Genomic DNA, 23,439 nt, shown 5'->3' with positions numbered 1-23,439 from the left:
ATACAGGTGGAACTTGGAGTCCTGCCCTAGCTTCTGGAACTGGCCTGTTTGATCCTAATGTGGATGCGCCTGGAACTTATACGTATACCGTAACCGGAACAGCTCCTTGTCCGGATGCTTCAGCTACTGTAACTGTAGCAGTAGTTCCTGAACCTAATGCTGGTACAAGTGGCTCTATTGATATCTGTAACAATGATGCTACTCAAGATCTTTTTGATGTCCTTGGTGGTTCGCCTGATACAGGTGGAACTTGGAGTCCTGCCCTAGCTTCTGGAACTGGCCTGTTTGATCCTAATGTGGATGCGCCTGGAACTTATACGTATACCGTAACCGGAACAGCTCCTTGTCCGGATGCTTCGGCTACTGTAACTGTAGCGGTAGTTCCTGAACCTAATGCTGGTAATGATGTTTCAGTTGTAATATGTTCAGAGGATGGTATCCAAAATTTATTCGATTTTATAACTGGTAATCCAGACACTGGAGGTATCTGGAGTCCTCCTCTAGCCTCTAGCACAGGTTTTTTTGATCCCAATCTAGATACGCCAGGTGTTTACAGCTATTCTGTGGGTCCAAATCAATGTAATCAACGTGACTTATCTGAAATTACTGTTACAATTGAAACCAACCCAGATGTAACTGGACTTGAGCTCCAAGTAGGTAATATATGTTTGGGACTTCCTAATTTAGTTGAAATAATTGGAGCAACTTCATTGCCAGATGGAGACTATACGATTATATATAGTTTAACCAATGCTAATAATTTTCAGAATTCAGTAACTGTTACTTTCACAGGTGGTAATTCAGATTTTAGTATTCCTGATAGTTTTTTGACCAATATTGGTACCACAACTATAGCTATCATTTCACTAATCCCAATGAATTCCATGTGTAGTGCCGATGTAACATTAATTACATCCGCAGATTTCATAGTGTTTGACAATGTAACTCCTGAAATTATTGAAGAAGGAAACATTTTTTGCGAACAAGATGAACCAACAATTTCTGATTTAACAGCAAGTATAGTTGGTAATGCTCCCATTACATGGTATGATGACCCAAATGGAGGTACCAATTATTCAGATACTACATTATTAGAAGATGGAGAAACATATTATGCTTCTACACTTACTGCCGAAGGCTGTGAAAGCATTCCAAGATTAGAGGTTACAGTTCAGCTTGATGATTGCCCTAATGATATTATTATTCCAGATGGTTTTTCTCCAAATGGAGATAATATTAACGATGATTTTAATATCGTAAACTTAAGAGACTTATATCCAAATTTTACTTTAGAAGTCTATAATCGCTATGGGAATATTTTATACAAAGGAAATATTGACACTCCAAACTGGAATGGCTATTCTGAAAAAGGTATAACATTAGGCAATTCTGAATTACCAGTGGGTGTTTATTTCTATATTCTAAAGTTTAACGATGGAAACAGAAAACCAATACAAGGCAGGGTTTATTTAAGCCGATAGCTTAAGAAAATATGAAGACAAAATACTTTATAAAATATACTATATTACTTATCTTTTTTTGGGGTACACAAACTTATTCCCAACAAGATTCTCAATACACGCAGTACATGTATAACATGAGTGTTATAAACCCAGGTTATGCAACAGACAATCCTGATTTGATAAATCTAGGAGTTCTTTATAGAGCCCAGTGGGTTGGTTCTGTTGGAGGTCCTACTACAGGAACTTTTTTTGCTCACGGCGTTATAGGAAAACGAATGGAAGGAGGTATTTCTATAGTACATGACCAAATTGGTGATGTTGTTAAGGAAACTAATGTTTTTGCTGATTTTGCCTATGCTATCCCTATAAATGAAAATTCAAAATTATCATTCGGTGTAAAAGCTGGCGCGACCTTTTTTAGCACCAATTTTAATGGATTTGTTTATTCAGATCCACTACCTGATCAAGCTTTTGCAAATAACTTAAATAAAACATTTCCAAATATAGGCGTAGGTGCTTTCTATTTCGCTGAAAACTATTATGTTGGATTTTCGGTTCCAAATTTATTAAAATCTGAACATTTAGATAATAGCAATGGTGTAGTTACTTCTGGAACAGAAGAGATGCATTTTTTTCTAACAGGTGGCTACGTCTTTGATTTAAATTCTAATCTAAAATTAAAACCTGCCTTTATGACAAAAGCTGTTTCAGGAGCACCTATCTCATTAGATTTAACAACAAATGTTCTAATTAATAATAAATTAGAGTTTGGTGTAGGCTATAGGTTTGATGATTCTGTAAGTGCTTTAGCAAATTTTAGAATTATTGAGCCATTACGTATTGGATACGCTTATGATTACACCCTATCAAACTTAGGAAGATTCAATTCAGGTTCACATGAAATCATCATATTATTTGATATTGGAAAACTAGGTAACGGTTATGATAAATCACCAAGATTCTTTTAGACTTATGAAAAGAGGCATCATCATTATTATTCTTTTATTTATAGCCCAATCCCATTTTGGTCAAGCAAGAAAACTCAAACAAGCCAATAGACTTTTTGAAAATAAGGCCTATGTAGAAGCCGCTTCTCTATACCAAGAATTAGAACCAAACCAAGAAGTATTAACCAATTTGGGAGATTCATACTACTATAATTCGCAAATTCAAGAAGCTAAAAATACTTACGACCAATTGTTCAGCAAATTTAAGGACAGCGTTGACAAAGAGGTTTATTTTAGATATTCACATGTATTAAAAGGTCTGAATGATTATAAAAAAGCTGATAAAATACTTGAAGAATACCTCTCAACAGAAGTCAATACCCAAAACTTTATTGATAAATTAACGCGAACAGTGCCATATAACTATACTGTAAAGGCGGTCAACACTGGGTCTTCAGCTGGCGATTTTGGAGTTTCATATTTAGGAAATGAGGTTGTTTTTGCATCTTTGAGAAACTTTGAAAGTCCAAGCTATAAATGGAATGAGAAACCTTACCTAGATTTATATAAAGCCTCTGTATCAAATGATATAAGTTTTGACAATGTTATTCCTTTTTCAGAAGAAATAAATACTGACACCCATGAAAGCAATGCTACATTTACAACCGATGGAAAGACCATGTATTTCTCAAGAACACATAATAAGCAAGTTAAAATTGGTGAATCAAAATATGCTGTAGTCAAAATTTATCGTGCTGAATTAGTTGATGATATTTGGACTAATATTGAAGTCTTACCGTTTACAGATGACTCCTACTCTACGCAACACCCTTTTCTCGATGAAAAAAACAGTAGGCTGTACTTTGCCAGCGATATGCCCAGCTCTTTTGGCTCATTTGACATCTTTTATGTAGACGTTAATGGTGATTCCTATGGAGAACCAGTAAATTTAGGTGAAACAATAAACACAAAGCACAGAGAGCAATTCCCATTCGTTTCAAAAGACAATGTATTATATTTTGCTTCTAATGGTCATCAAGGTCTTGGTGGCTTGGATATCTACATGACTCATTTAAATGAAGAAGGTCACTCTACACCCATGAATTTAGGAAGCACTATAAATTCAGGTATAGACGATTTTGGTTTTGTTCTTAAAGGCTCATTTGAAAAAGGGTATTTCTCTTCAAACAGAGATGGAATTGATAAAATTTATGCCTTTCAGCGTCAGGAAAACAAAAGAACTTATTTAGTTGAAGGTGAGGTTAGAGATAAAAACACCAAAGCCATTTTACCCGGAACTAAAATCACGCTCTTGAATGAAGATGGTAGTATAGCAGGTGAAACTTATGTTGGTGAAGATGGAAAGTATGTTTTTGAAACTGAACCTAATAAAAAATATAAGATTGAAGGATACCGAGATTTTTACATCCCTACCACAGAAGCATTTGATACTTCTGATGAAGGGAAAATTGAACTAAATATTGAATTGGAAATTGAATCATATGACGATGCTGAAGAAATTGTAGTCACAAAAGTTGATGGTTATATTTACATTGAACTGGAAAACATCTATTTTGATTTAGACAAATGGGATATTAAACCGCAAGCAGCCAAAACTTTAGATGTTCTAGTTGACTTACTAAAAAAATACCCGCGAATGGAAATACAATTAGGCGCTCATACAGATTCAAGAAGCACCGAAGCTTATAACTTAAAACTTTCAAACAATAGAGCTCGTGCTACTCTAGAATATTTAGTTTCAAATGGTATTGATTCCAAAAGGCTACTATCAAAAGGATTTGGCGAAAGTCAACCGTTAGTAAACTGTGGTGATAATTGCACAGAAGATGAGCATGCCATCAACAGACGCTGTGAGTTTATTATATTAAAATAATTAGCTCTAGTTCAGATGTGTTTCAATAACCTGAATACCATTGTATTCAATTAAGTAATTTTCATTTAAATAAATTGGCAAATCCTCACCTTGTGGATTACCCAATCCAACACCTGCATAAAGTACTTTAGCATCTTTTTCACGAGCATGCTTTTTAAAAGTCTCCATCCAAATCACATCATAATTGTTTGGATTTTCAGGTAACAAAACAGCTCTTACTAACACAAAAAAATACTGATTGTTTTTATCAATACAAACAAATTGCGGATGCTTTTTCAATTTACTATTTATTGCAACAAATTCAAAACCACGTTTTTCTAACTCTTTTCCTACGTGATTCATAGCTAGATTATGTAATTCTTGTTCTGTAAGTTCTTTCTTCATACTGCAAAAATAATATTAAATAAATTGACTACAACAGAATTAAAAATTGTTTAACTTTAAAAGCACCAACCAAAACTACTTAGTGAACTTTCTTTGCTTAATTAAAAAAGTACATGAAACGTTTTATCAAACCCTACAGTTTACTGTTATACCTTTTGGCAAGCATTACATTCTTTTTCTTGGGAATGTTTTATGCTGGTATTACAGATGCAGCAAAAGGTCAAGGATTAGCAGGTGGTGCCATTGTATTTGGATATGGTATAATAAGTGCATTTTTCGCCTTACTAATATCTATTTTTCTAGCTTATAAAGCTTCTCGAAAGGCTATTTTAACCGTCAATAAAGTTTTAGGGCTTATTACAGCAGGATTTCTATTGTACTTTACATGGAGATACTATACCCAAATAGAAGCTTGATAACTGGTACATTTTAGGTCATAATCAAATTTTAATATAAGCAACCAAAATAAATAATTACAAATGAATTCAAAAACCAATAAATTAAGTAAAATTGAATTGCAAATTTACATTTTACTATGCTGTGCCAATGCAGATTCTATGGAAACTGAAGAAGAATTAAATTTAATTAAGTCTAAAGTTGACAAAGTTACCTTTGAGCGTATTTACACGGAATTTAAAAATGATGATGAGGATGAACGTATCGAAAAAATTGATGACAATATTCATCTTCACGAATTCACAAACATGGAATTGGCTCAACTTCGGAGAGAAATATATGAAATCTTCTTCAGCGATTGTGACTTTAAAATGATGGAACGCAATCTAGACAGAATATTGGACAACATTCTGTATTAATAATATGCTGAATGATTAAATTCTTTCGTAAAATTCGCCAAAACCTTATCATGAATAGCCAAACAAACAAATATTTTAAATACGCTATTGGTGAAATAATACTCGTTGTAATTGGTATTCTGATTGCACTGCAGATTAATAATTGGAACCAGAACCGAATAAATAACAGCAAATTAAGAGACTATTTAACCGAGATTATTAAAGATTTAAAAAATGATACCACAACCATACATATCGAACTAGATTTTACAAAAAAACGCATACAAACCACTAAATCATTCTTGGCATTAAAAGACTACAGCACATTAACTATAGATAGTTTAGAAAAAAATTTAGAAACGTTTTACTCTAAAGTACCATTTAATAGTTCCGCATTTAAAAAATTAGAGAGTTCTGGGATTACAAATTATGGTGAGTACGAATCTTTGATTGAAGATTTAAAAATCTACTATAATTATATCATTCCAGATTTTATTGAATCATCAGAAACTCATAATCGCGCTGTGGATCAAGAGGATAATTATTGGAGGTACAATCAGAATTCTTATGAATTTACTTACAATAATGAATTGGAGTCTAGGCAAAAAAAAGAAGACTCTAAAAAAAATCTAATTATTCTATTACAATCTCCAACAGCACGAAACATTTTAAAAATAGATTATCGTAGAAATGAGCGAGCAATTGAAGCGCTAAACATATTAAATGATCGCCTAATTAAATTAATTGAAACTACAGAAACAACACTCAATGATTAAATTCTTTAGGCATATTCGCAAATCCCTTCTTATGGAAAATAAAACAAGTAAATACTTCAAATATGCTATTGGTGAAATTGTTCTTGTAGTTATAGGGATTCTTATAGCCCTTCAAATCAATAATTGGAATGAAAACCGAAAAACAAGAGCTGTTGAAATTAAATTGGTAAATAGGTTAATAGCAGATGTCAAAGCGGACTCTATTTTTTACAACTCGAGATTAGAGCTTTTCAGCAAACAAATTAATGTTTACAATAATATTTATAAAATGTGTTCAAGTGCCGAGAACTTACCTAAAGATTCATTAATTCTTGAAGACTTCGAAACACCTTTTGTTAAAGCTGCGAATTATTCAGATGTAATTAATAATAGCCAGGACATCATGGAACAGATTTCTGATGACAGTATTAAACAAGCATTGCGTAATTATAATAAATCTTTCGTGTTTATATCTACCGCAATTGAAATTACCAACGAAACTGTCAGAAAATTTGATAATATTTTTAGAATTGAACATGATAAAATCTCGCAATTCAATAAACCCATGAGCCTTTTAGATTATAAAGTTTATTGTGAGACAGAAAACCTGGAAGGTTATTTGACAATACTTATGGGGAGTAATCAAAATTGTTATAGTCAAACAGAACGTTTTCTTAAAGACAACGACCAATTACGATTAAAACTGAATAATTATCTTAATAAGCTATAGCATTAGTATATAGTTATTCCAATAAGAAAAGAAATCGTGATTAAATTCTTTAGACATATTCGTAAATCGCTACTTATGAAGAACCAAACTGGTAAATATTTAAAATACGCTATTGGTGAAATTGTGCTTGTGGTCATTGGTATTCTTATTGCGCTTCAAATTAATAATTGGAATGAAAGTAGAAAGGCACGTATATTGGAAACGGATATCTTAAAGGATATAAAAAAGTCATTAAATGGAGATATTGTCAATCAGTTAAACCCTAATATAGAAACCATACTGCAGGATCTTAAAAACATAAATGATATCGAAGCAGCTATTAAAGACAAACTGGCATATAACGATTCATTAAATCCAAAATACAGATCACTGATGTTTAGTAAGGCTTTTAAATATGAAATTACGGCATACAAAAACCTTGAAAATGAAGGTATTCAAATAATAAAAGACCCTGACATAAAAAACGATATTGTAAGATTATACAATATGAATTATCCCGAATTACAAAATTATATTGATAATTTTAGTAATAATCTAATTGCTTTTTTCAGACCTGAAATGAGAGTAAAATTTAAATTCGATTATACTAATTCTGATGAAGTAATTTACATCCCAATTAATTATGATGAATTAATGAATGACATCGTTTTTATGAACAATGTTTTAACAGCAAAAATAAATTTTCAAAATATTTATCACGCATTAAATAACACAAAATTAGATGTTGAAAATGTCATCAGTAAAATAGATTCAAAACTTCAATATTAATGATTAAATTCTTTCGACAAATTCGCAAATCCCTACTTATGGAAAACAAAACATCTAAATACTTTAAATACGCAATAGGTGAAGTTGTACTTGTGGTTATTGGTATTTTAATTGCCCTTCAAATAAACAATTGGAACCAACATAAAAAAGAACTGGAAAAAGAACAACAAATACTTTTAAGTTTAAAGGAAGAATTTCAGCAAAACATAAATGAACTTGAATTTGACCATAACATAAATTTGAGTTGCATTAATGCTATTGTGACACTCTTAAATTTTGATACCAACCAAGATTTTGAAACAAAAACTATTGATAGCCTGATTGGACAAATATTCAATTTTGCAACTTTTGATGCTAGACTTGGTGTAATGAATGATGTTATTTCATCTGGGAATCTACAATTAATTAGAGACTCAAAGCTACGCTATGCTTTAAATCAATGGACAGGAGAACTAGGCGATTATGCAGAGGATGTAATTATACGCAGAGAATATTGGATTAACAATGTTCCCTCAATAATTAATAAATACATTCCAATTAGAAATGCAGATGCATCAATGGATCGAGAAGATTATAAACGAGATATATTAATTAAACCGATACAGGTACCAAAATCATATTATATTGAATTTCTAAACAAAATGGAAGTAGACAATATGTTTTTTGATTATTATATGAATCAATCTTTTGTAACTATAAATGAAGATCAAATAATGAACTACTTAGAAAACACGTTAACACTTATAGAAGCCAATATTGAATGATTAAAATTTTCAGAAAAATACGCTATAATCTTATGAGTGAAAATAAAACTCGGAAGTATTTTAAATATGCCATTGGTGAAATCATACTAGTCGTGATCGGTATTTTGATTGCTTTACAAATTAATAATTGGAATCAAAAACAACGCAATAAAGAGCTTACCATTGATTATCTTGAAGATTTTAAAAAAGACCTTGTAAACGATACTATAATTTTTAACAGAGCCTTAAAACGTGCTAATAATACAATCCAAAAAGACAAAGCTATTATTGCAGCTAATGATTTTAATTCAATCACAAAAGATTCATTATATGACATATTAAGAATTCATCATTCTATGCGCATCTATCAAATAAATAATTCAACATATACAAAACTATTAAATACTGGTTTTACCGAAGCCAAAGAATACAGAGAGCTATTTAATACCATTAGTTTATACTACACTGTAGAATATAAAATTTATGGTGAATATATTGAATGGGACAAGGAACAAACTATTGATATGAATGACAGTGAGTTTCTGGAATATGACAATATTGACCTTTCAGTATTAAACAAAAGCATTGAAAACACACAATTACCAAATTTAGATGATAATACAAGAAATGAGATAGTGAATTTTATAACATCTAATAAATTCAGAAATAGACTATATGCAGATTATACGCGAAAAGAACGCGTAGTAAACCGCATAATAATTCAAAAAGAATTAGCAACTGGTCTGCTAAAATTAATTGATGCTAAACTAAAAAGCTAACATAAAACAAGAACTAATTATGGGAATATTCTGGGATTTATTACAACAAGACGAATTAGAAAAACAACAAGAACAAGCTGATAGTGTTGAAGAACGTGTCAAGTTATTAGAAGAAGAATTGGCATGTACTAAAGCCTTACTTAAAAAAACATTAATAGCCTTAGAAACACATTTGGTGCAAGATATTGATGGTGATGGTAAAGCAGGATAACAAGTAATTTAAATAAATGGAAACTAAAACCATAATCTATCTAGTTGCCGCTGCGCTAATTTTACGGGTAATAATTAAAGTAATATTTAAGTTCGCTAAAGAAGCTCGTTCAAGTAGCGAATCTGATAATGATATAATTTCCTGATTATTTTGTACCTTTTTATTGAAAAAGATAACAAGTATTAATCATGAAAACATCGTTGCGCTTTAATAATGCCGTCCAAAAATTGTACAATGCCTTTCATAACCACACGCTTCATCCCGAAGATTGTAAACAATGTGCTGTTGGTAATATTTTAAACAATCAAGATTTTTGGAAGCATCTGTCAGATGATCATGGATCATTAACTTTAAATTATGTTGGATTGGTCAATCAAAAATTAGGGAAACGGTTTAACGGCTTTACACCGTTAGAACTCTTGCAACTAGAAAGAACGTTTTTAAAAGGCTGTGGTTATCAATTACCCTTACATCATAAAAATCATAAGCCAAAGAATCCAACACATCCTGATACGCTTTTTAATGGCTTACAGGCTGTTGTCAGTTACATGTGCAAGCTTGACAATATTCCTGACGTCATGGATTGTTCAAGCCTATTCAAATTTAAATCGGAGAAAACCTCTATGAGGTCATTGCAAACAATAGAATAGCATATTTTAAATGAAGTAAATAAAAAAGCCCAACACTTTCATGTTGGGCTTTTTTTTTATTGAATTGGAATTTATCCTCCAAAGTCATCAAATCGAATATGCTCATCTGGGATTCCAAAATCTTCTCCCATTTTCTGAACAGCCTGGTTCATTAATGGTGGACCACAAAAATACAATTCTATATCTTCTGGAGATTCATGATGATTTAAGTAATTATCAATTACGCAATTGTGTATAAATCCAACAAAACCGTCTCCTTCTTCATCATTAATATCCTTTTTAACTTTCCAGTTATCTTCCTCTAAAGGTTCAGATAATGCTAAATAGAATTTAAAATTCGGGAAATCTTTTTCTAATTGTTGAAAATGATCTAGATAGAACAATTCACGTTTAGAACGACCACCATACCAATAGGTAACTTTTCTATTGGTCTTTAATGTTTTGAATAAGTGATACAAGTGTGAACGCATTGGTGCCATACCTGCTCCACCTCCTACATATAACATTTCAGATTCAGACTCGTTGATAAAGAATTCACCATAAGGTCCAGAAATTGTTACTTTATCACCTGGTTTTTGAGCAAAAATATATGACGAAGCAATACCAGGATTAACATCCATCCATCCATTTTTAGCACGATCCCATGGTGGTGTTGCAATACGAACATTCAACATAATCTCACGACCTTCTGCTGGGTAAGAAGCCATAGAATAAGCTCTCTCAACAGTTTCGTCGTTTTTCATAACTAAAGGCCACAATCCAAACTTATCCCATTCTGCTTGGAATTTATCTGGTGTATCATGCTCTTCAGGATGCGCTGTAATATCAATATCTTCATATTTAATAGTACATGGTGGAATTTCAATTTGAATATATCCACCAGCTTTATAGCCCATATCTTCTGGAATTTCAACAACGAATTCCTTGATAAAAGAAGCCACGTTATAATTTCTCACAACAGTTGCTTCCCATTTCTTGATACCAAAAACTTCTTCAGGAATGGTGATTTCCATGTCCTGCTTCACTTTTACCTGACATGATAAACGTGCACCATCTTTTAATTCTTTACGCGTAAAATGAGGTGTCTCTGTTGGTAAAGCTTCTCCACCTCCAGATAAAACATGACATTCGCACTGAATACAGGTTCCACCACCACCACATGCCGACGGTAAAAATATTTTTTGATTACCCAAAGTAGATAGTAAAGTTCCACCTGATGCAACTTCTATTTCCTTTTCACCATTAATTTTAATGGTTACAGGACCAGATGGTGATAATTTTTGCTTTACGAATAATAATAAGGCAACTAATAATATTGTGACTACTAAAAAGGCCACTACTGTTGTTATAACTGTTCCTATTGTACTTGAAGCTAATATCATGTTACTCGATTACTTTTGTATTGTTAGCTAATTCCTTTTCAGTATCATTTAATTCATCAACTTGAGCTGATTTTGTTTCTTTTGCTGCTTCCTCATCGCCTCCAGTAAGCATCCCACCAAAACTCATAAAACCAATAGCCATTAAACCTGTAATAATGAATGTAATTCCTAATCCTCTTAATGCAGGTGGCACATTTGAATAACGGATTTTCTCGCGTATAGCAGCTATCGCTAAAATGGCTAAAAACCATCCTATACCAGAACCTATTCCATACGTAGTTGCTAATCCTAAAGTTGGAATTTCACGAGATTGCATAAATAATGAACCACCTAAAATAGCACAGTTTACAGCAATTAGCGGTAAGAAAATACCTAGTGAATTATATAATGATGGTGAAAATTTTTCTACAACTATTTCTACTAATTGTACCATGGTTGCAATCGTAGCTATAAACATGATAAAGGACAGGAAACTTAAATCATAAGTTGCATATTCTTCTCCTAACCATGATAAGGCACCTGGTTGCAATAAATATTGATCTAACAACCAGTTTAAAGGAACTGTTATTGCTAACACGAATATTACGGCTGCTCCTAAACCAACAGCTGTTGAAACTTTTTTAGATACAGCCAAGTAAGAACACATTCCCAAGAACGTGGCAAATACCATGTTATCTATAAATATTGATTTTAAAAATAATTCTAAATGTTCCATATGTTTTTTAGTATTTAGTATTCAGTTTTCAGCTATCAGTAAGAGCCTACTGCCTCTGTCCGCTGCATACTAATTTTTTTAATGATCTTCTACTAATGCTTTATTTCTTGTACGTTGTACCCAAATAATGATTCCTACAACAATTAACGCCATAGGTGACAACAGCATAAACCCATTGTTTTCATAACCTATTGCATACAATCCTGTTTTTTCAATAGGGTCTCCTAGAACAGGAATTCCTAATAAGGTTCCTGAACCTAGTAATTCTCTAAAAAATCCAACTATTATAAGTATAACACCGTATCCTGCAGCATTACCAATACCATCCAAAAAGGATTTCCATGGTCCATTTCCTAAAGCAAAAGCTTCAAAACGACCCATAATAATACAGTTCGTAATTATTAATCCAACGAATACAGATAGCGTTTTACTTAACTCATAAGCAAATGCTTTTAATACCAAATCCACTATAATCACCAATGTAGCAACTACTATTAGTTGCACGATAATTCTAATTTTATTAGGGATTATATTTCGCATTAATGAAACCACTACGTTTCCAACACCTAAAACAAATAATACCGAAATAGACATAACTATTGACGCTTCTAATTCGGCAGTAATTGCTAAAGCAGAACAAATCCCTAATACCTGAATCGTAATTGGATTGTTATCCGCTAATGGATCAGTAATTAATTTGGCGTCTTTTTTTGATAAAAGTCCCATAAATTAGTTGTTTTTTAAATTTTTAAAATAAGGTTCGTAAAGCCTCAAATCGCTTTTAACCATAGCAGAAACGCCATCACCAGTAATAGTAGCACCTGCAATAGCATCTACTTCATTATCCATTTTATCTTTGTTTGTTGGGTCTGCGTTACTTTTGGAAACTGTAACACCAACAAAATTGCCATTACCATCCAATAAGTGTTCACCAATGAAGTCATCCATAAAATAGCGTTGCTTAATATTGGCACCCAGACCAGGTGTTTCACCTTTATGGTCAAAATAGGCACCACGAATTACCATATCTTCATCAACAGCTACATATCCCCAAATGGCATCCCAAAGACCTTTACCATAAATTGGTGCTATATAATAAGTCTGACCATCTTTTTCTCCAATAAATAATGGCAAGCGTCTTGAATAATCATCTTTTTTTGCTAATGATTTCTCTTTCTTTACATCAATTAAATAAGCTTGGTCATTTTCAGTTACTTCACCATCTTGAATAACCAATTGTTTCGTAATGTATTCTGAAAATGCTTGAGGTGCTTTATCAGTAGATATAAAAACGGCACTACCTTCGTCATTCGCGTTGACACCCATAGCATATAAAATATTTTGTTGCTTTTCTAAACGCTTATTTTCAGAAATAGTTGGCTCTAATGACGATGCCATAAAAGCCAATAAAGAACCTACAACTATTACCATTGCAATGGCAAATATTATTGTATATATATTTGAATCTGTTTTATTACTCATAATTACGCCGTTTTAACTTTTAAACGCTTCATACGTCGTTTTACATTTCCTTGAACTACGTAGTGATCAATTGTTGGTGCAAATACATTCATAAGAAGTATAGCCAACATGACACCCTCTGGATAAGCCGGATTAAATACTCGAATTAAAATTGAAATAAATCCAATTAAAAATCCGTAATACCATTTCCCTTTATTGGTTTGCGAAGCTGTTACCGGATCTGTGGCCATAAATACTGTACCAAAAGCAAAACCACCAATTAGTAAATGATGCCACCACATGGTACTCATTAATCCATAAAATTTACTGGATTCCGTTATCCAACCAGCATCTACAACACCATTGAAAATTAATCCCATAGCCAATGCTCCTAATACAGAAGACAGCATTATTCTCCAACTTCCTATCTTGGTGAAGATTAAAAATAAGCCCCCTAAAAGAATTAATAATGTAGATGTTTCACCAACCGAACCAGGAATAAATCCGTAAAACATATCAGCAACAGAATATCCTAAATCCTTACCTTGAGCCAAACCACCTAAAATAGTTTCTCCTGAAATAGCATCTAGTTCCGCACCATCTGCAATCTTTTGAGCACGTTCCACAGCACCATGAACCCAAACTTTATCTCCTGACATCCAAGTTGGATAAGCAAAGAATAAAAAGGCACGAATAGTTAATGCTGGATTAAGAATATTCATTCCTGTTCCGCCAAAAACTTCTTTTCCAATGACAACACCAAATGCAACAGCAACTGCCAACATCCAAAGCGGTGTATCTACTGGTACTATTAATGGCACTAGCATTCCCGTTACCAAATAACCTTCCTCTACTTCGTGCTTTTTAATAACAGCAAATAAGAACTCGATGGCTAAACCAACACCATAAGACACAATTACTAATGGTAAAATTTTAATTAAACCAATGTAAAATGCATCCCAAGATAAAAACTCTACTGGCGTACCAAATGCGGCATAATGCTGATAACCTGCATTAAACATACCGAATATTAAACACGGTACCATTGCCATGATTACCGTATTCATAGTACGCTTTAAATCGTCTGCAACCTTAATGTGAGTACCATTATGTGTAGTCTCATTAGGTAAGTATAAAAAAGTATGTAACGCATTAAATGCTGGAGCCATTTTGGTTCCTTTATACTTTTCTTTTAAATTATGTAATGTACTTTTTAAACCCATAGCTATGTTATCCTATTTCTTTAATCATTACGTCCAACCCTTTTCTTATAATCTCTTGATGTGGTTGTTTTGACACACATATAAATTCTGTTAGAGCAAAATCTTCTGGTGCCACCTCATACATTCCTAATGCTTCCATTTCGTCCAAATCACTATACATGCAAGCTTTTAAAATTTGCAATGGATATATATCTAATGGAAAAACCTCTTCATAATTACCGGTTAACACAAAAGCACGATGTTCACCATTAGTGTTAGTATCTAATTCATACTTTTTATTTGGTGTTAACCACGAAAATGTCATCGCTCTCGAAGTTGAAACCTTATTAAATACAGGTTTATTCCACCCAAAAAACTCATAATCATCACCTTCAGGAATTACGCTAATTGTATTGCTGTAGTAATCTAATGCCCCATCTGGTTTTACTTGTTTGCCTGTAAGCACATTACCAGAAATTATGCGGTCATTACCATCCTTATCAACACCATTATCATATACCATTGTAGCTACTTCACTACCAATTTTCGTTCTAAAATATCTTGGCTTTTTAACTGAAGAACCAACAAGAGCAACAATACGCTCTGCATTAAACTTACCAGTTAATAACAGCTCTCCTATAATTACTAAATCTTGTGCATTGACTGTCCAAACTGTTTCACCTTTATTTACAGGATCAATTTTATTAATTAAAGTTCCAACATTCCCTGAAGGATGAGGACCCGTTACTGTGTGAAGTGTAATACCATTTAAACCAGACAATGGTGAATTGGCATTTTTACCAACAGAAACATGAACCTGACCTTCAGTCATTTTTCCTAAAGCAGTTATTGCAGCTTGCAATTCAGCTTCCTTACCTTGCAACACATAATCTAAATCTGCCGCTAAAGGGGCACTTGCATAACCTGAAATAAAAATAGCCTTTGGAGCTCTCTCTGGGTTAGCAATAATATCATACGGACGTTGCTTAATAAATGACCAACAACCTGTTGCCAATAAGTGCGCTTTTAAAGCATTCCCATCGGCAGCATCCAAATTGAATTTGCCATTATCTTGATAAGCTTGTTCTTTATCAGCTTGAATTTTAACAGCCATGATACGTCTTCGCTCTCCACGAACTACCTCAACAACCTCTCCAGAAACAGGAGCTACAAATTTAATAGCCTCAATATCTTTGTTATAAAAAACAGGTTGCCCTGCTTTAACTTTGTCCCCAACTTTGGCAATTAATTTTGGAATTACGCCGTGAAAGTCTTCAGGTCTAATGGTGCATGTATTGCTAATTATAGCATTTTCAGTTGCTTTTTCAGCAGCACCCTTAAGTTTAATGTCTAGACCCTTTTTAATCTTAATGTCGTTTGACATGCTTATAAATCTATTTGTTAATAGTAAAATATAAATGTGATTTTCAATAAACTCGAAAAATCCGTGCAAATTTACGAATTTCTATATGAAAAAATGCTAGAGATGAATGACTTTTGTTATTTATATTAGTTCTAAATAACAAGATGCCATTAGGCACAAAATTTGCTTATCTTTATGCTTCAAATTACATTTTCAATGATTAAAAGAACTTTATTCTATATTGGTTTTCTATTTCTAGTTTGCAACCTATACTCACAAGTTGAAACAGAACTAAATCCGCCTGACCATATAAAAACCATAACATTTCAAGGCAATACGCAAGAAAGTCAATTGCCACTTTTAAGGCTTGGAGAAAACCTTTTATTGGAGTTTGATGTTCTAAATGGTGACGAAGAAGATTTTTATTATAAAATTGAACATTATGATTATGATTGGTCACCATCGCAGCTCATGAAAACAGAGTTCTTAAATGGCTATGACAATCAGCGGATTAGACATTATGAGAACTCATTCAACACCTATCAAATATATTCTCACTACACTTTAAGACTACCAAACGAACGGACTCGAGGCTTAAGGGTTTCTGGTAATTACATGGTTAAAGTATTCAATGATTTAGATGAATTGGTGTTCTCTAGACGATTTATGGTTCATGAAAATGCTGCAAATGTTGGTGTCTCAATCAAGCGATCCAGAGATGTCAATTTCATTGACGAAAAGCAAAGTGTCGATATTGTAATCAACTCCAATAACATTCAATTTACAAATCCAACGCAAACGGTCAATACAGTCATCATCCAAAACAACAACCTTAACACAGCCATTTACAATGTAAAACCCCAATACACCATTGGTAATGAGTTAATATATAAATACAATACTGAAACCAGTTTTTTTGCGGGAAACGAGTATTTCTTCTTTGAAAACAAAGATGTTCGTGGTGCCACTTCATCAATTCAGTTTATAGAATTGGGTGATTTATACAATAATTATCTCTTTGCCAATATTGTTAGAAAAAACAGACCTTACACCTACAACCCTGATATTAACGGAAACTTTCTTATTACAGCTATCGATGTAGAGAAACCTTATATTGAGGCAGATTATGTTTGGATTCACTTTGCATTATCCATGAACAAACTCCCAAGCAACAAATCTGTTCATGTTTATGGTAACTTTAATAATTACGATATTAATGAGAGCACAGAAATGACCTATAACGACCAGCAAAATCTCTACCAAGTTCCTATTTTGCTAAAACAAGGTTTTTACAACTACAAATATGTTGTTGTTGACAAAAAAACAAACAAACTGGATGAGGGAGCTATAGGCGGAAATTTTTGGCAAACCGAAAATGACTACAAAGTGATAGTCTATTATCGTGATTTGGGAGCTAGGTATGACCGTATTGTAGGAGTTGGACAAGGAAATTCCGTTGATATATCTAACTAATGAGGTATTTAATCGACTAAATCACTATTTTTTTTATTATCCCTTTAATTTTACTATTTTAGCTACAAGCTAATCCCTTTGATTTCCTATAATAGCATGGTTCAACAAGTAACAAAAGGCATAAAAATTTCGGTTGAAACAAATTTTGAAGGTACATTTTATAAAAACTATAAAATACAATTTGCCTATGGTTATAAGGTAACTATTGAGAATCAAAGTAAAGATTCAGTTCAATTGTATGCTAGAGAGTGGAATATTTTAGATGCGCTTAACAATACTGAAGTTGTTTCGGGCGAAGGCGTTATAGGCAAAAAACCAGTTCTAAAACCTGGCGAATCACACACATACACGTCTGGTTGTTTATTAACTTCTCCTTTTGGCGCCATGCAAGGCTATTACAGCATGATTAATTTAGCTTCTACTAAAAAGTTTAAGGTCGGCATTCCTAGTTTCAAATTAAGCGCACCTTTCGCATTAAATTAGTCTTTCTTTTAAAACAAATTTGTAAGTTTTCTCGTTTTGCATGATATGAAAGAATTTGCAATTTGAGTAATGGACAAATTCATAAGGTTCTTGATGATTAAATCCGAAATTATCATTTATATATATACCTTCAACATCAACGCGACCATTAGGTGCAATTCTTCGATATCGGTATTCGTATTCATTGATTGAAGTATGCAATTCAAACCAAGCTCCAGCAGCAATGCCACTTAACCATTGGGCGTTTTCATGTTTCTCATCGTTATATTTTGGCAGTTGTGTTCCCTTATAATTAGGTTTGAATTCTTTTAAACCATCTAAAAAACAAGCTCTATTTATGTTTCCAACCGAGCCTTTAAATTCTGATATCACACCTGTTTCATCTACTTTATAAACTTTATTTTCAGTATCAGCTAAAACCACATTACCCACTGTACTTGGTGTAAACCATTTTGATTGCATGAGTTTATTCTTAATTTTTGAATTAGTTATTGAAGAGATTAGTGTATCTGTAACAAAGCGTGCACAATTACAAGCATCAACCTCAAATGCAGCATATTTAATGAAGTGCTTATTTTGCATGTGAGTTATATGACTTCTAGCAGCTTGGTAATTAACATCAACACACACTGATGCATACAATGTACCATCGCCATGAGTAAGTTTTGGATGTGTACCCAAAAAATGCAAAATAGCTTCAAGATTCACTATATCGTCATTTTTTATTTCAGCTATTAAGGGGAAGTCTAATTCACAATCTGTATCCTTGCCTCTAACTCTACCATTGGGCTCTGGAGTTATATAGCGACCAAAATCATGATACTCTAACTCTCCTGTTTCTTTACTAATTAAAACTAAAGCGGCATGACCTGCTCTCACATGAGTTTTATTACCTATCCCCAAATACTTTAAATAGGTAGAATACCATTCTTCAGCATGCAAAACAATAGTTTCAGGGTAAGCTAAAGTTAAAATAATAGCATCGTTATTCATTAACTAGCTGGTACTTGATTTAATATTTTTTCACTTTGGTTATTGGTGGCTAGATCTTCGTAATACATTCTTATTGTTGCATCTTGTTTTTCAACTCGAGTAATACTCGTCGTCTTTACAAAGCCACGATTCATAATAACACCATAATCATTATTTCCTTTTCCGGCTGTTTTATGAAAAAGCGCAAGCGATTCTGAATTCAATTTGTTTTCACTTTTAAAATCATTAAACCACTGCATACGCTCTTCTCTCATTTTTACATTGAATAGTGTTGATGAAGACCAAATATGCGATTCTTTTTCTAACGATTTAAAGTGTTTTTGATGACCGTCCCAAACTAATTCATAAAACTCAAGTTGGTTTGTCCAATCCACAATCACCATTGTAAATGGCTCAATATCATTAAGATTATAATTATCAATTGCTTCTACAATAGTAACAGAGGACAATAAATCTTTAACTACAATACCTCTGCTCTGTCTGTAACTTGGTTTTCTTTCATGAATATCGAAACCACCATTTAGCAAACATATACAACGATTTTTTTCGCTTAATCCAACCCAAGTTCCTCCAGATTCAACATCCCTTGGATACAGAAGCTGGGTATCATTATATACATAAAATTCAGGAGGTGTAGAAACTCGAGATGGTGCTTCATCTCTATTAGAATAAAGAACAAAATCGGTTTTTCCTAATGGTGTTAAAGTAACGGTACACATAAAAATCAATAGTCTGAATTTATCTGGGCAACTTACAAAATTTCAAAAACTTTTAACGTGCTTTTAAGAGGCTTTCTTTCAAAAAAATAGCTAAAAATATCGTACCTTTGCGGCTCGAAAATTATACTAATTGAAAAAATAAATACCCATGGGAAAAGGATTTTTTAATGTACCAATAGCTGTTAACGAACCTGTAATGTCTTATGCACCAGGTTCAGCAGAACGCGAAGCAGTATTGAAAGCATATAAAGAGATGTTTAACAGCAAAATTGATGTGCCAATGTACATTAATGGTAAAGATGTTACAACTGGGAACACACAAACCATGTCACCTCCTCATGATCACCAACATATAGTTGGAACTTATCATAAAGCTGAAAAATCTCATATTGATGAAGCTATTGCTACGGCTTTAGAAGCTCGTAAAACGTGGTCACAATTACCTTGGGAACAACGTGCTGGTATTTTCTTAAAGGCTGCCGAATTAATCGCAGGACCTTATCGTGCAAAAATTAATGCAGCTACCATGATAGCACAGTCTAAAACTATTCATCAAGCAGAAATTGATGCCGCTTGTGAGCTTATAGATTTCTTGCGTTTCAATGTTCAGTTTATGACTGACATCTACATGGAACAACCTGAAAGTACAAGTGATGCTTGGAACCGTATTGAGTATAGACCATTAGAAGGTTTTACATATGCGGTTACACCATTTAACTTTACAGCAATTGCTGGAAACCTTCCGGCTTGTATGGCATTAATGGGTAATGTTGTGGTTTGGAAGCCAAGTGACAGCCAAATTTATTCGGCTAAAGTAATTATGGATGTGTTTAAAGAAGCTGGTGTGCCTGATGGTGTAATTAATGTTGTATTTGGAGATCCAGTAATGATTACCAATACAGTTATGGCAAGCCCTGACTTTTCTGGTTTACATTTCACAGGCTCTACATTTATCTTTAAAGAGCTTTGGAAACAAATAGGAAATAATATTCACAATTATAAAACCTACCCAAGAATTGTGGGTGAAACAGGTGGAAAAGATTTCATCGTTGCACACAAATCGGCTAACGCAAAACAAGTAGCTACAGCTATTACTCGTGGTGCATTTGAGTTCCAAGGTCAGAAATGTAGTGCAGCATCTCGAGCTTACATACCGAATAATTTATGGGATGACGTTAAGAACTATGTAATAGAAGATGTGAAATCTTTCAAAATGGGTTCTCCAGAAGATATGAGTAATTTCATTACAGCTGTAATTCACGAAGGGTCTTTTGATAAATTAGCAAAATATATTGATGCCGCAAAAGCTGATGCCGATGCAGAAATTATTGTTGGAGGAAATTATGATAAATCAAAAGGCTACTTTGTTGAGCCTACTGTAATTGTTACAAGTAATCCAAAATATAGTACGATGTGTACTGAATTATTTGGCCCTGTAATTACTATTTATGTATATGATGCCAATCAATATTCTGAAACCTTAAAATTAGTTGACGAAACTAGCGAATATGCTTTAACAGGTGCTATTTTAGCTACAGATCGTTATGCTATTAACGAGGCAACAACTGCTTTACAAAATTGTGCTGGAAACTTCTATATTAACGATAAACCAACTGGTGCTGTTGTTGGGCAACAACCATTTGGTGGCGCTAGAGCTTCGGGAACAAATGACAAAGCGGGTTCTGCTCAAAACCTATTACGTTGGGTTTCACCTAGAATGATAAAAGAAACCTTTGTAACACCAACAGATTATCGCTATCCATTTTTAGGATAAAAAACTGTAAATAAACATCTTAAACGAAAGCTACTCAAAATATGAGTAGCTTTTTTTATGAAAAATTGCTACATTTATAACATTGCTAATTAACCAATTTATGAAAAAAATTACGTTCTTATTTATTTTAGTTTTTACTGTGACACTTCATGCTCAAACACCTGGTGGAGAAAGTGCTATCACAACAATTGATGCGACTATACCATATCAAGGCTTTGGAGAATCTTTAGCATTATTAGGATCAGGTGAGTACAAAATTTACTACGATAATGTTGATGGCGTTTTGGATAAACCTATTTTTTTCGTTGATGGTTTTGACCCTAATGATACGCGCGACATAGATGCTATGTACAGTTTATTGAATTATGGAAATTCAGGTGAAAATTTAGGTGATACTGTAAGAGATGAAGGGTATGATTTAGTAGTTTTAAATTTCCCTGAAGAATACTTAAGCCCAACTGACGGAACGACTATGATAAAAGGTGGAGCCGATTTCATTCAGCGCAATGCATTTATTTTAGTTGAGCTAATAAATACCATTAACCAAAGCAAAGTCATGGGTGCAGAAGAAAATGTCGTAATTGGACCAAGTATGGGTGGATTGATATCACGATATGCTTTGGCATATATGGAAAGTCAGAGCATAGATCATGATACGAGACTTTATATTTCGTTCGACTCACCGCATTTAGGAGCCAATGTTCCTATTGGCATTCAATATTTATTTAATTATATGGTTAATGGTGAACCAGGTATTTCGGAAGCCGAACCATTAGTTTCTGGTTTGTTAAATAGTGCTGCAGCGAAACAAATGTTAATTGATCATTATCTAGGACATGTTGATTCTGGTGGGATTAACCAAGATGGTACGTCACCCACTCCAAAAGGCGCTCCTAATTTTAGAGACAGCTTTCAAAGTGAACTCGATGGCCTTGGTTTTCCTCAAAATGTTCGAAATGTATCTATCACAAACGGAAGCGGAACAGGCCAATTAACTGGAACACCAGGTATGGAACTTATTAATCATACTTTTAATACGGGTATGACAAGTGGATTTAATACACGAGCCATTATTAGAGTCAATTTTACACCTGATGCCAATCAAAATATTGAAGTTACTGATTTTGTTGGGCAAGCTTTCATTTTTATTGGTTGGGTTACTGGCTTTGAGTATAGTGCATCAGCAGAATCTACAAGCACATCAGATGGTCTGGACAGTGCTCCTGGAGGGCAATTTGATTTATATGCTTTTGATGACGGAACAAACCCATTAATTACAGAGTTTGTTGATAATTTGAATTCGCAATATTTTAATTTCATTCCCACATTAAGTGGTTTAGCAATAAGTAGCGAAACGGATTGGTACACGATTCCTGATGCTAACGATGCACCATTTGCCAACACCTACATACCAACCAACAATGAACCACACGTCACTCTAACTGATGGAAACGTCGCTTTTGCTCTAGAAGAAATTAGAAGCGAAACTCTCAATGTTTCACAAAGCTTAATAGCTATAAACGACATGATGCTCCAACAAAATCCTGTTCACAACCAAATCACATTATTGAGTGAGCGAAATCACTACAATTCTTCCGTATCAATTATTGATATGACTGGACAAGTTGTTTTTAATGAAAAAATAGACATAGCAAACAAAACGGATATTAGCATAAACCTACCTTCTGGGATGTACGCCATGCAAATTAACACAACAGATAATTCATTAAAAACAATGAAGCTAATTGTTAATTAA

25 protein-coding genes are annotated in these 23,439 nt (G+C 33.3%); 16 read left to right on the top strand and 9 right to left on the bottom strand.

All coding sequences use genetic code 11. The features are described from left to right. The 3 genes from HGK31_RS05845 to HGK31_RS05835 form a co-directional block, all read left to right on the top strand. The coding region (locus HGK31_RS05845) for a gliding motility-associated C-terminal domain-containing protein (RefSeq protein WP_191858866.1) at positions 1-1,481 on the top strand (1,481 nt) is incomplete at its 5' end. An 11-nt stretch (positions 1,482-1,492) separates the two neighbouring features. Then, on the top strand, positions 1,493-2,431 hold the full coding sequence (locus tag HGK31_RS05840) for a PorP/SprF family type IX secretion system membrane protein (RefSeq protein WP_191858865.1): 939 nt from the start codon (positions 1,493-1,495) through the stop codon (positions 2,429-2,431). Then, positions 2,406-4,304, top strand: a complete 1,899-nt coding sequence (locus HGK31_RS05835; RefSeq protein ID WP_233450991.1) for an OmpA family protein — start codon at positions 2,406-2,408, stop codon at positions 4,302-4,304. The genes HGK31_RS05840 and HGK31_RS05835 overlap by 26 nt, the downstream gene beginning before the upstream one ends. Before the next feature lie 6 nt (positions 4,305-4,310). Here the strand turns inward: HGK31_RS05835 and HGK31_RS05830 are convergent, their stop codons facing one another. Then, entirely contained in the window at positions 4,311-4,688 is a 378-nt protein-coding gene (locus tag HGK31_RS05830) for a Na(+)-translocating NADH-quinone reductase subunit F (RefSeq protein WP_191858864.1), read from the bottom strand. 113 nt (positions 4,689-4,801) lie between these two features. Here HGK31_RS05830 and HGK31_RS05825 point away from each other — a divergent pair, with 113 nt between their 5' ends. From HGK31_RS05825 to HGK31_RS05785, 9 genes are all read left to right on the top strand, one after another. Then, positions 4,802-5,104, top strand: a complete 303-nt coding sequence (locus HGK31_RS05825) for a hypothetical protein (RefSeq protein WP_191858863.1) — start codon at positions 4,802-4,804, stop codon at positions 5,102-5,104. A 63-nt stretch (positions 5,105-5,167) separates the two neighbouring features. Continuing rightward, positions 5,168-5,503: a hypothetical protein gene (locus tag HGK31_RS05820; RefSeq protein ID WP_104735590.1), complete on the top strand. Its 336-nt coding sequence runs from the start codon at positions 5,168-5,170 to the stop codon at positions 5,501-5,503. Between the two features lie 50 nt (positions 5,504-5,553). Then, on the top strand, positions 5,554-6,258 hold the full coding sequence (locus tag HGK31_RS05815) for a DUF6090 family protein (protein ID WP_191858923.1): 705 nt from the start codon (positions 5,554-5,556) through the stop codon (positions 6,256-6,258). 31 nt (positions 6,259-6,289) lie between these two features. Then, the gene (locus HGK31_RS05810; protein WP_191858922.1) at positions 6,290-6,967 is read left to right on the top strand and encodes a DUF6090 family protein; all 678 of its coding nucleotides are present in this window, start codon (positions 6,290-6,292) and stop codon (positions 6,965-6,967) included. 75 nt (positions 6,968-7,042) lie between these two features. Then, positions 7,043-7,735, top strand: a complete 693-nt coding sequence (locus tag HGK31_RS05805; RefSeq protein WP_191858921.1) for a DUF6090 family protein — start codon at positions 7,043-7,045, stop codon at positions 7,733-7,735. A gap of 38 nt (positions 7,736-7,773) precedes the next feature. Next, on the top strand, positions 7,774-8,499 hold the full coding sequence (locus HGK31_RS05800) for a DUF6090 family protein (RefSeq protein ID WP_191858862.1): 726 nt from the start codon (positions 7,774-7,776) through the stop codon (positions 8,497-8,499). After that, positions 8,496-9,257, top strand: a complete 762-nt coding sequence (locus HGK31_RS05795; protein ID WP_191858920.1) for a DUF6090 family protein — start codon at positions 8,496-8,498, stop codon at positions 9,255-9,257. The genes HGK31_RS05800 and HGK31_RS05795 overlap by 4 nt, the downstream gene beginning before the upstream one ends. 19 nt (positions 9,258-9,276) lie before the next feature. Next, positions 9,277-9,468 carry a hypothetical protein gene (locus HGK31_RS05790; protein WP_104735586.1) on the top strand — a complete coding sequence of 64 codons (192 nt, stop codon included), beginning with the start codon at positions 9,277-9,279 and terminating at the stop codon, positions 9,466-9,468. Between the two features lie 188 nt (positions 9,469-9,656). Continuing rightward, positions 9,657-10,118: a Na(+)-translocating NADH-quinone reductase subunit F gene (locus HGK31_RS05785; RefSeq protein ID WP_191858861.1), complete on the top strand. Its 462-nt coding sequence runs from the start codon at positions 9,657-9,659 to the stop codon at positions 10,116-10,118. Between the two features lie 71 nt (positions 10,119-10,189). Here HGK31_RS05785 and nqrF read toward each other — a convergent pair whose 3' ends face one another. The 6 genes from nqrF to HGK31_RS05755 all read right to left on the bottom strand — a co-directional run bounded on the left by nqrF (position 10,190) and on the right by HGK31_RS05755 (position 16,262). Continuing rightward, entirely contained in the window at positions 10,190-11,500 is a 1,311-nt protein-coding gene (nqrF, locus tag HGK31_RS05780) for an NADH:ubiquinone reductase (Na(+)-transporting) subunit F (protein ID WP_104735584.1), read from the bottom strand. Between the two features lies 1 nt (position 11,501). Continuing rightward, positions 11,502-12,215 carry an NADH:ubiquinone reductase (Na(+)-transporting) subunit E gene (gene nqrE / locus HGK31_RS05775; RefSeq protein ID WP_104735583.1) on the bottom strand — a complete coding sequence of 238 codons (714 nt, stop codon included), beginning with the start codon at positions 12,213-12,215 and terminating at the stop codon, positions 11,502-11,504. 78 nt (positions 12,216-12,293) lie between these two features. Continuing rightward, positions 12,294-12,941 carry an NADH:ubiquinone reductase (Na(+)-transporting) subunit D gene (locus HGK31_RS05770; protein WP_104735582.1) on the bottom strand — a complete coding sequence of 216 codons (648 nt, stop codon included), beginning with the start codon at positions 12,939-12,941 and terminating at the stop codon, positions 12,294-12,296. Between the two features lie 3 nt (positions 12,942-12,944). Next, positions 12,945-13,697: a Na(+)-translocating NADH-quinone reductase subunit C gene (locus HGK31_RS05765; RefSeq protein ID WP_191858860.1), complete on the bottom strand. Its 753-nt coding sequence runs from the start codon at positions 13,695-13,697 to the stop codon at positions 12,945-12,947. 2 nt (positions 13,698-13,699) lie between these two features. After that, positions 13,700-14,899, bottom strand: coding sequence for an NADH:ubiquinone reductase (Na(+)-transporting) subunit B (locus tag HGK31_RS05760; RefSeq protein ID WP_191858859.1), 1,200 nt, complete (start codon positions 14,897-14,899; stop codon positions 13,700-13,702). Between the two features lie 7 nt (positions 14,900-14,906). Next, a complete protein-coding gene (locus HGK31_RS05755) occupies positions 14,907-16,262 on the bottom strand; it encodes a Na(+)-translocating NADH-quinone reductase subunit A (protein ID WP_191858858.1) in 1,356 nt (451 codons plus the stop codon). A 195-nt stretch (positions 16,263-16,457) separates the two neighbouring features. Between HGK31_RS05755 and HGK31_RS05750 the strand changes: the two genes are divergently transcribed. Further along, positions 16,458-17,714, top strand: coding sequence for a type IX secretion system plug protein (locus HGK31_RS05750; protein WP_191858857.1), 1,257 nt, complete (start codon positions 16,458-16,460; stop codon positions 17,712-17,714). A 96-nt stretch (positions 17,715-17,810) separates the two neighbouring features. Further along, positions 17,811-18,197 (top strand): Co2+/Mg2+ efflux protein ApaG, encoded by a 387-nt coding sequence (apaG, locus tag HGK31_RS05745; RefSeq protein WP_191858856.1) that lies wholly within the window; start codon positions 17,811-17,813, stop codon positions 18,195-18,197. Here apaG and HGK31_RS05740 read toward each other — a convergent pair. After that, positions 18,189-19,190, bottom strand: coding sequence for a DUF6695 family protein (locus HGK31_RS05740; RefSeq protein WP_191858855.1), 1,002 nt, complete (start codon positions 19,188-19,190; stop codon positions 18,189-18,191). The genes apaG and HGK31_RS05740 overlap by 9 nt on opposite strands. Beyond that, complete coding sequence (locus HGK31_RS05735; RefSeq protein ID WP_191858854.1) at positions 19,190-19,909, bottom strand: NRDE family protein; 720 nt, start codon at positions 19,907-19,909, stop codon at positions 19,190-19,192. Before HGK31_RS05735 ends, HGK31_RS05740 begins: the two co-directional genes overlap by 1 nt. A gap of 148 nt (positions 19,910-20,057) precedes the next feature. Here HGK31_RS05735 and pruA point away from each other — a divergent pair, with 148 nt between their 5' ends. Together pruA and HGK31_RS05725 are read left to right on the top strand one after the other, a co-directional pair. Beyond that, the gene (pruA, locus tag HGK31_RS05730) at positions 20,058-21,683 is read left to right on the top strand and encodes an L-glutamate gamma-semialdehyde dehydrogenase (protein WP_191858853.1); all 1,626 of its coding nucleotides are present in this window, start codon (positions 20,058-20,060) and stop codon (positions 21,681-21,683) included. Between the two features lie 100 nt (positions 21,684-21,783). Next, positions 21,784-23,439 carry a T9SS type A sorting domain-containing protein gene (locus HGK31_RS05725; RefSeq protein ID WP_191858852.1) on the top strand — a complete coding sequence of 552 codons (1,656 nt, stop codon included), beginning with the start codon at positions 21,784-21,786 and terminating at the stop codon, positions 23,437-23,439.

This window comes from Hanstruepera ponticola (assembly GCF_012931685.1).
GTDB classification, from domain to species: Bacteria; Bacteroidota; Bacteroidia; order Flavobacteriales; family Flavobacteriaceae; genus Hanstruepera; species Hanstruepera ponticola.
Note: the sequence above shows the minus strand (reverse complement) of the source record. Positions and strands in the feature narration are given on the sequence as shown.

Excerpts from the sequence above, each read along its gene's own strand:
- HGK31_RS05840 (WP_191858865.1), top strand. The coding sequence starts at position 1,493 with ATGAAGACAAAATACTTTATAAAATATACTATATTACTTATCTTTTTT.
- HGK31_RS05835 (WP_233450991.1), top strand. The coding sequence starts at position 2,406 with ATGATAAATCACCAAGATTCTTTTAGACTTATGAAAAGAGGCATCATC.
- HGK31_RS05830 (WP_191858864.1), bottom strand. The coding sequence starts at position 4,688 with ATGAAGAAAGAACTTACAGAACAAGAATTACATAATCTAGCTATGAAT.
- HGK31_RS05825 (WP_191858863.1), top strand. The coding sequence starts at position 4,802 with ATGAAACGTTTTATCAAACCCTACAGTTTACTGTTATACCTTTTGGCA.
- HGK31_RS05820 (WP_104735590.1), top strand. The coding sequence starts at position 5,168 with ATGAATTCAAAAACCAATAAATTAAGTAAAATTGAATTGCAAATTTAC.
- HGK31_RS05815 (WP_191858923.1), top strand. The coding sequence starts at position 5,554 with ATGAATAGCCAAACAAACAAATATTTTAAATACGCTATTGGTGAAATA.
- HGK31_RS05810 (WP_191858922.1), top strand. The coding sequence starts at position 6,290 with ATGGAAAATAAAACAAGTAAATACTTCAAATATGCTATTGGTGAAATT.
- HGK31_RS05805 (WP_191858921.1), top strand. The coding sequence starts at position 7,043 with ATGAAGAACCAAACTGGTAAATATTTAAAATACGCTATTGGTGAAATT.
- HGK31_RS05800 (WP_191858862.1), top strand. The coding sequence starts at position 7,774 with ATGGAAAACAAAACATCTAAATACTTTAAATACGCAATAGGTGAAGTT.
- HGK31_RS05795 (WP_191858920.1), top strand. The coding sequence starts at position 8,496 with ATGATTAAAATTTTCAGAAAAATACGCTATAATCTTATGAGTGAAAAT.
- HGK31_RS05790 (WP_104735586.1), top strand. The coding sequence starts at position 9,277 with ATGGGAATATTCTGGGATTTATTACAACAAGACGAATTAGAAAAACAA.
- HGK31_RS05785 (WP_191858861.1), top strand. The coding sequence starts at position 9,657 with ATGAAAACATCGTTGCGCTTTAATAATGCCGTCCAAAAATTGTACAAT.
- nqrF (WP_104735584.1), bottom strand. The coding sequence starts at position 11,500 with ATGATATTAGCTTCAAGTACAATAGGAACAGTTATAACAACAGTAGTG.
- nqrE (WP_104735583.1), bottom strand. The coding sequence starts at position 12,215 with ATGGAACATTTAGAATTATTTTTAAAATCAATATTTATAGATAACATG.
- HGK31_RS05770 (WP_104735582.1), bottom strand. The coding sequence starts at position 12,941 with ATGGGACTTTTATCAAAAAAAGACGCCAAATTAATTACTGATCCATTA.
- HGK31_RS05765 (WP_191858860.1), bottom strand. The coding sequence starts at position 13,697 with ATGAGTAATAAAACAGATTCAAATATATATACAATAATATTTGCCATT.
- HGK31_RS05760 (WP_191858859.1), bottom strand. The coding sequence starts at position 14,899 with ATGGGTTTAAAAAGTACATTACATAATTTAAAAGAAAAGTATAAAGGA.
- HGK31_RS05755 (WP_191858858.1), bottom strand. The coding sequence starts at position 16,262 with ATGTCAAACGACATTAAGATTAAAAAGGGTCTAGACATTAAACTTAAG.
- HGK31_RS05750 (WP_191858857.1), top strand. The coding sequence starts at position 16,458 with ATGATTAAAAGAACTTTATTCTATATTGGTTTTCTATTTCTAGTTTGC.
- apaG (WP_191858856.1), top strand. The coding sequence starts at position 17,811 with ATGGTTCAACAAGTAACAAAAGGCATAAAAATTTCGGTTGAAACAAAT.
- HGK31_RS05740 (WP_191858855.1), bottom strand. The coding sequence starts at position 19,190 with ATGAATAACGATGCTATTATTTTAACTTTAGCTTACCCTGAAACTATT.
- HGK31_RS05735 (WP_191858854.1), bottom strand. The coding sequence starts at position 19,909 with ATGTGTACCGTTACTTTAACACCATTAGGAAAAACCGATTTTGTTCTT.
- pruA (WP_191858853.1), top strand. The coding sequence starts at position 20,058 with ATGGGAAAAGGATTTTTTAATGTACCAATAGCTGTTAACGAACCTGTA.
- HGK31_RS05725 (WP_191858852.1), top strand. The coding sequence starts at position 21,784 with ATGAAAAAAATTACGTTCTTATTTATTTTAGTTTTTACTGTGACACTT.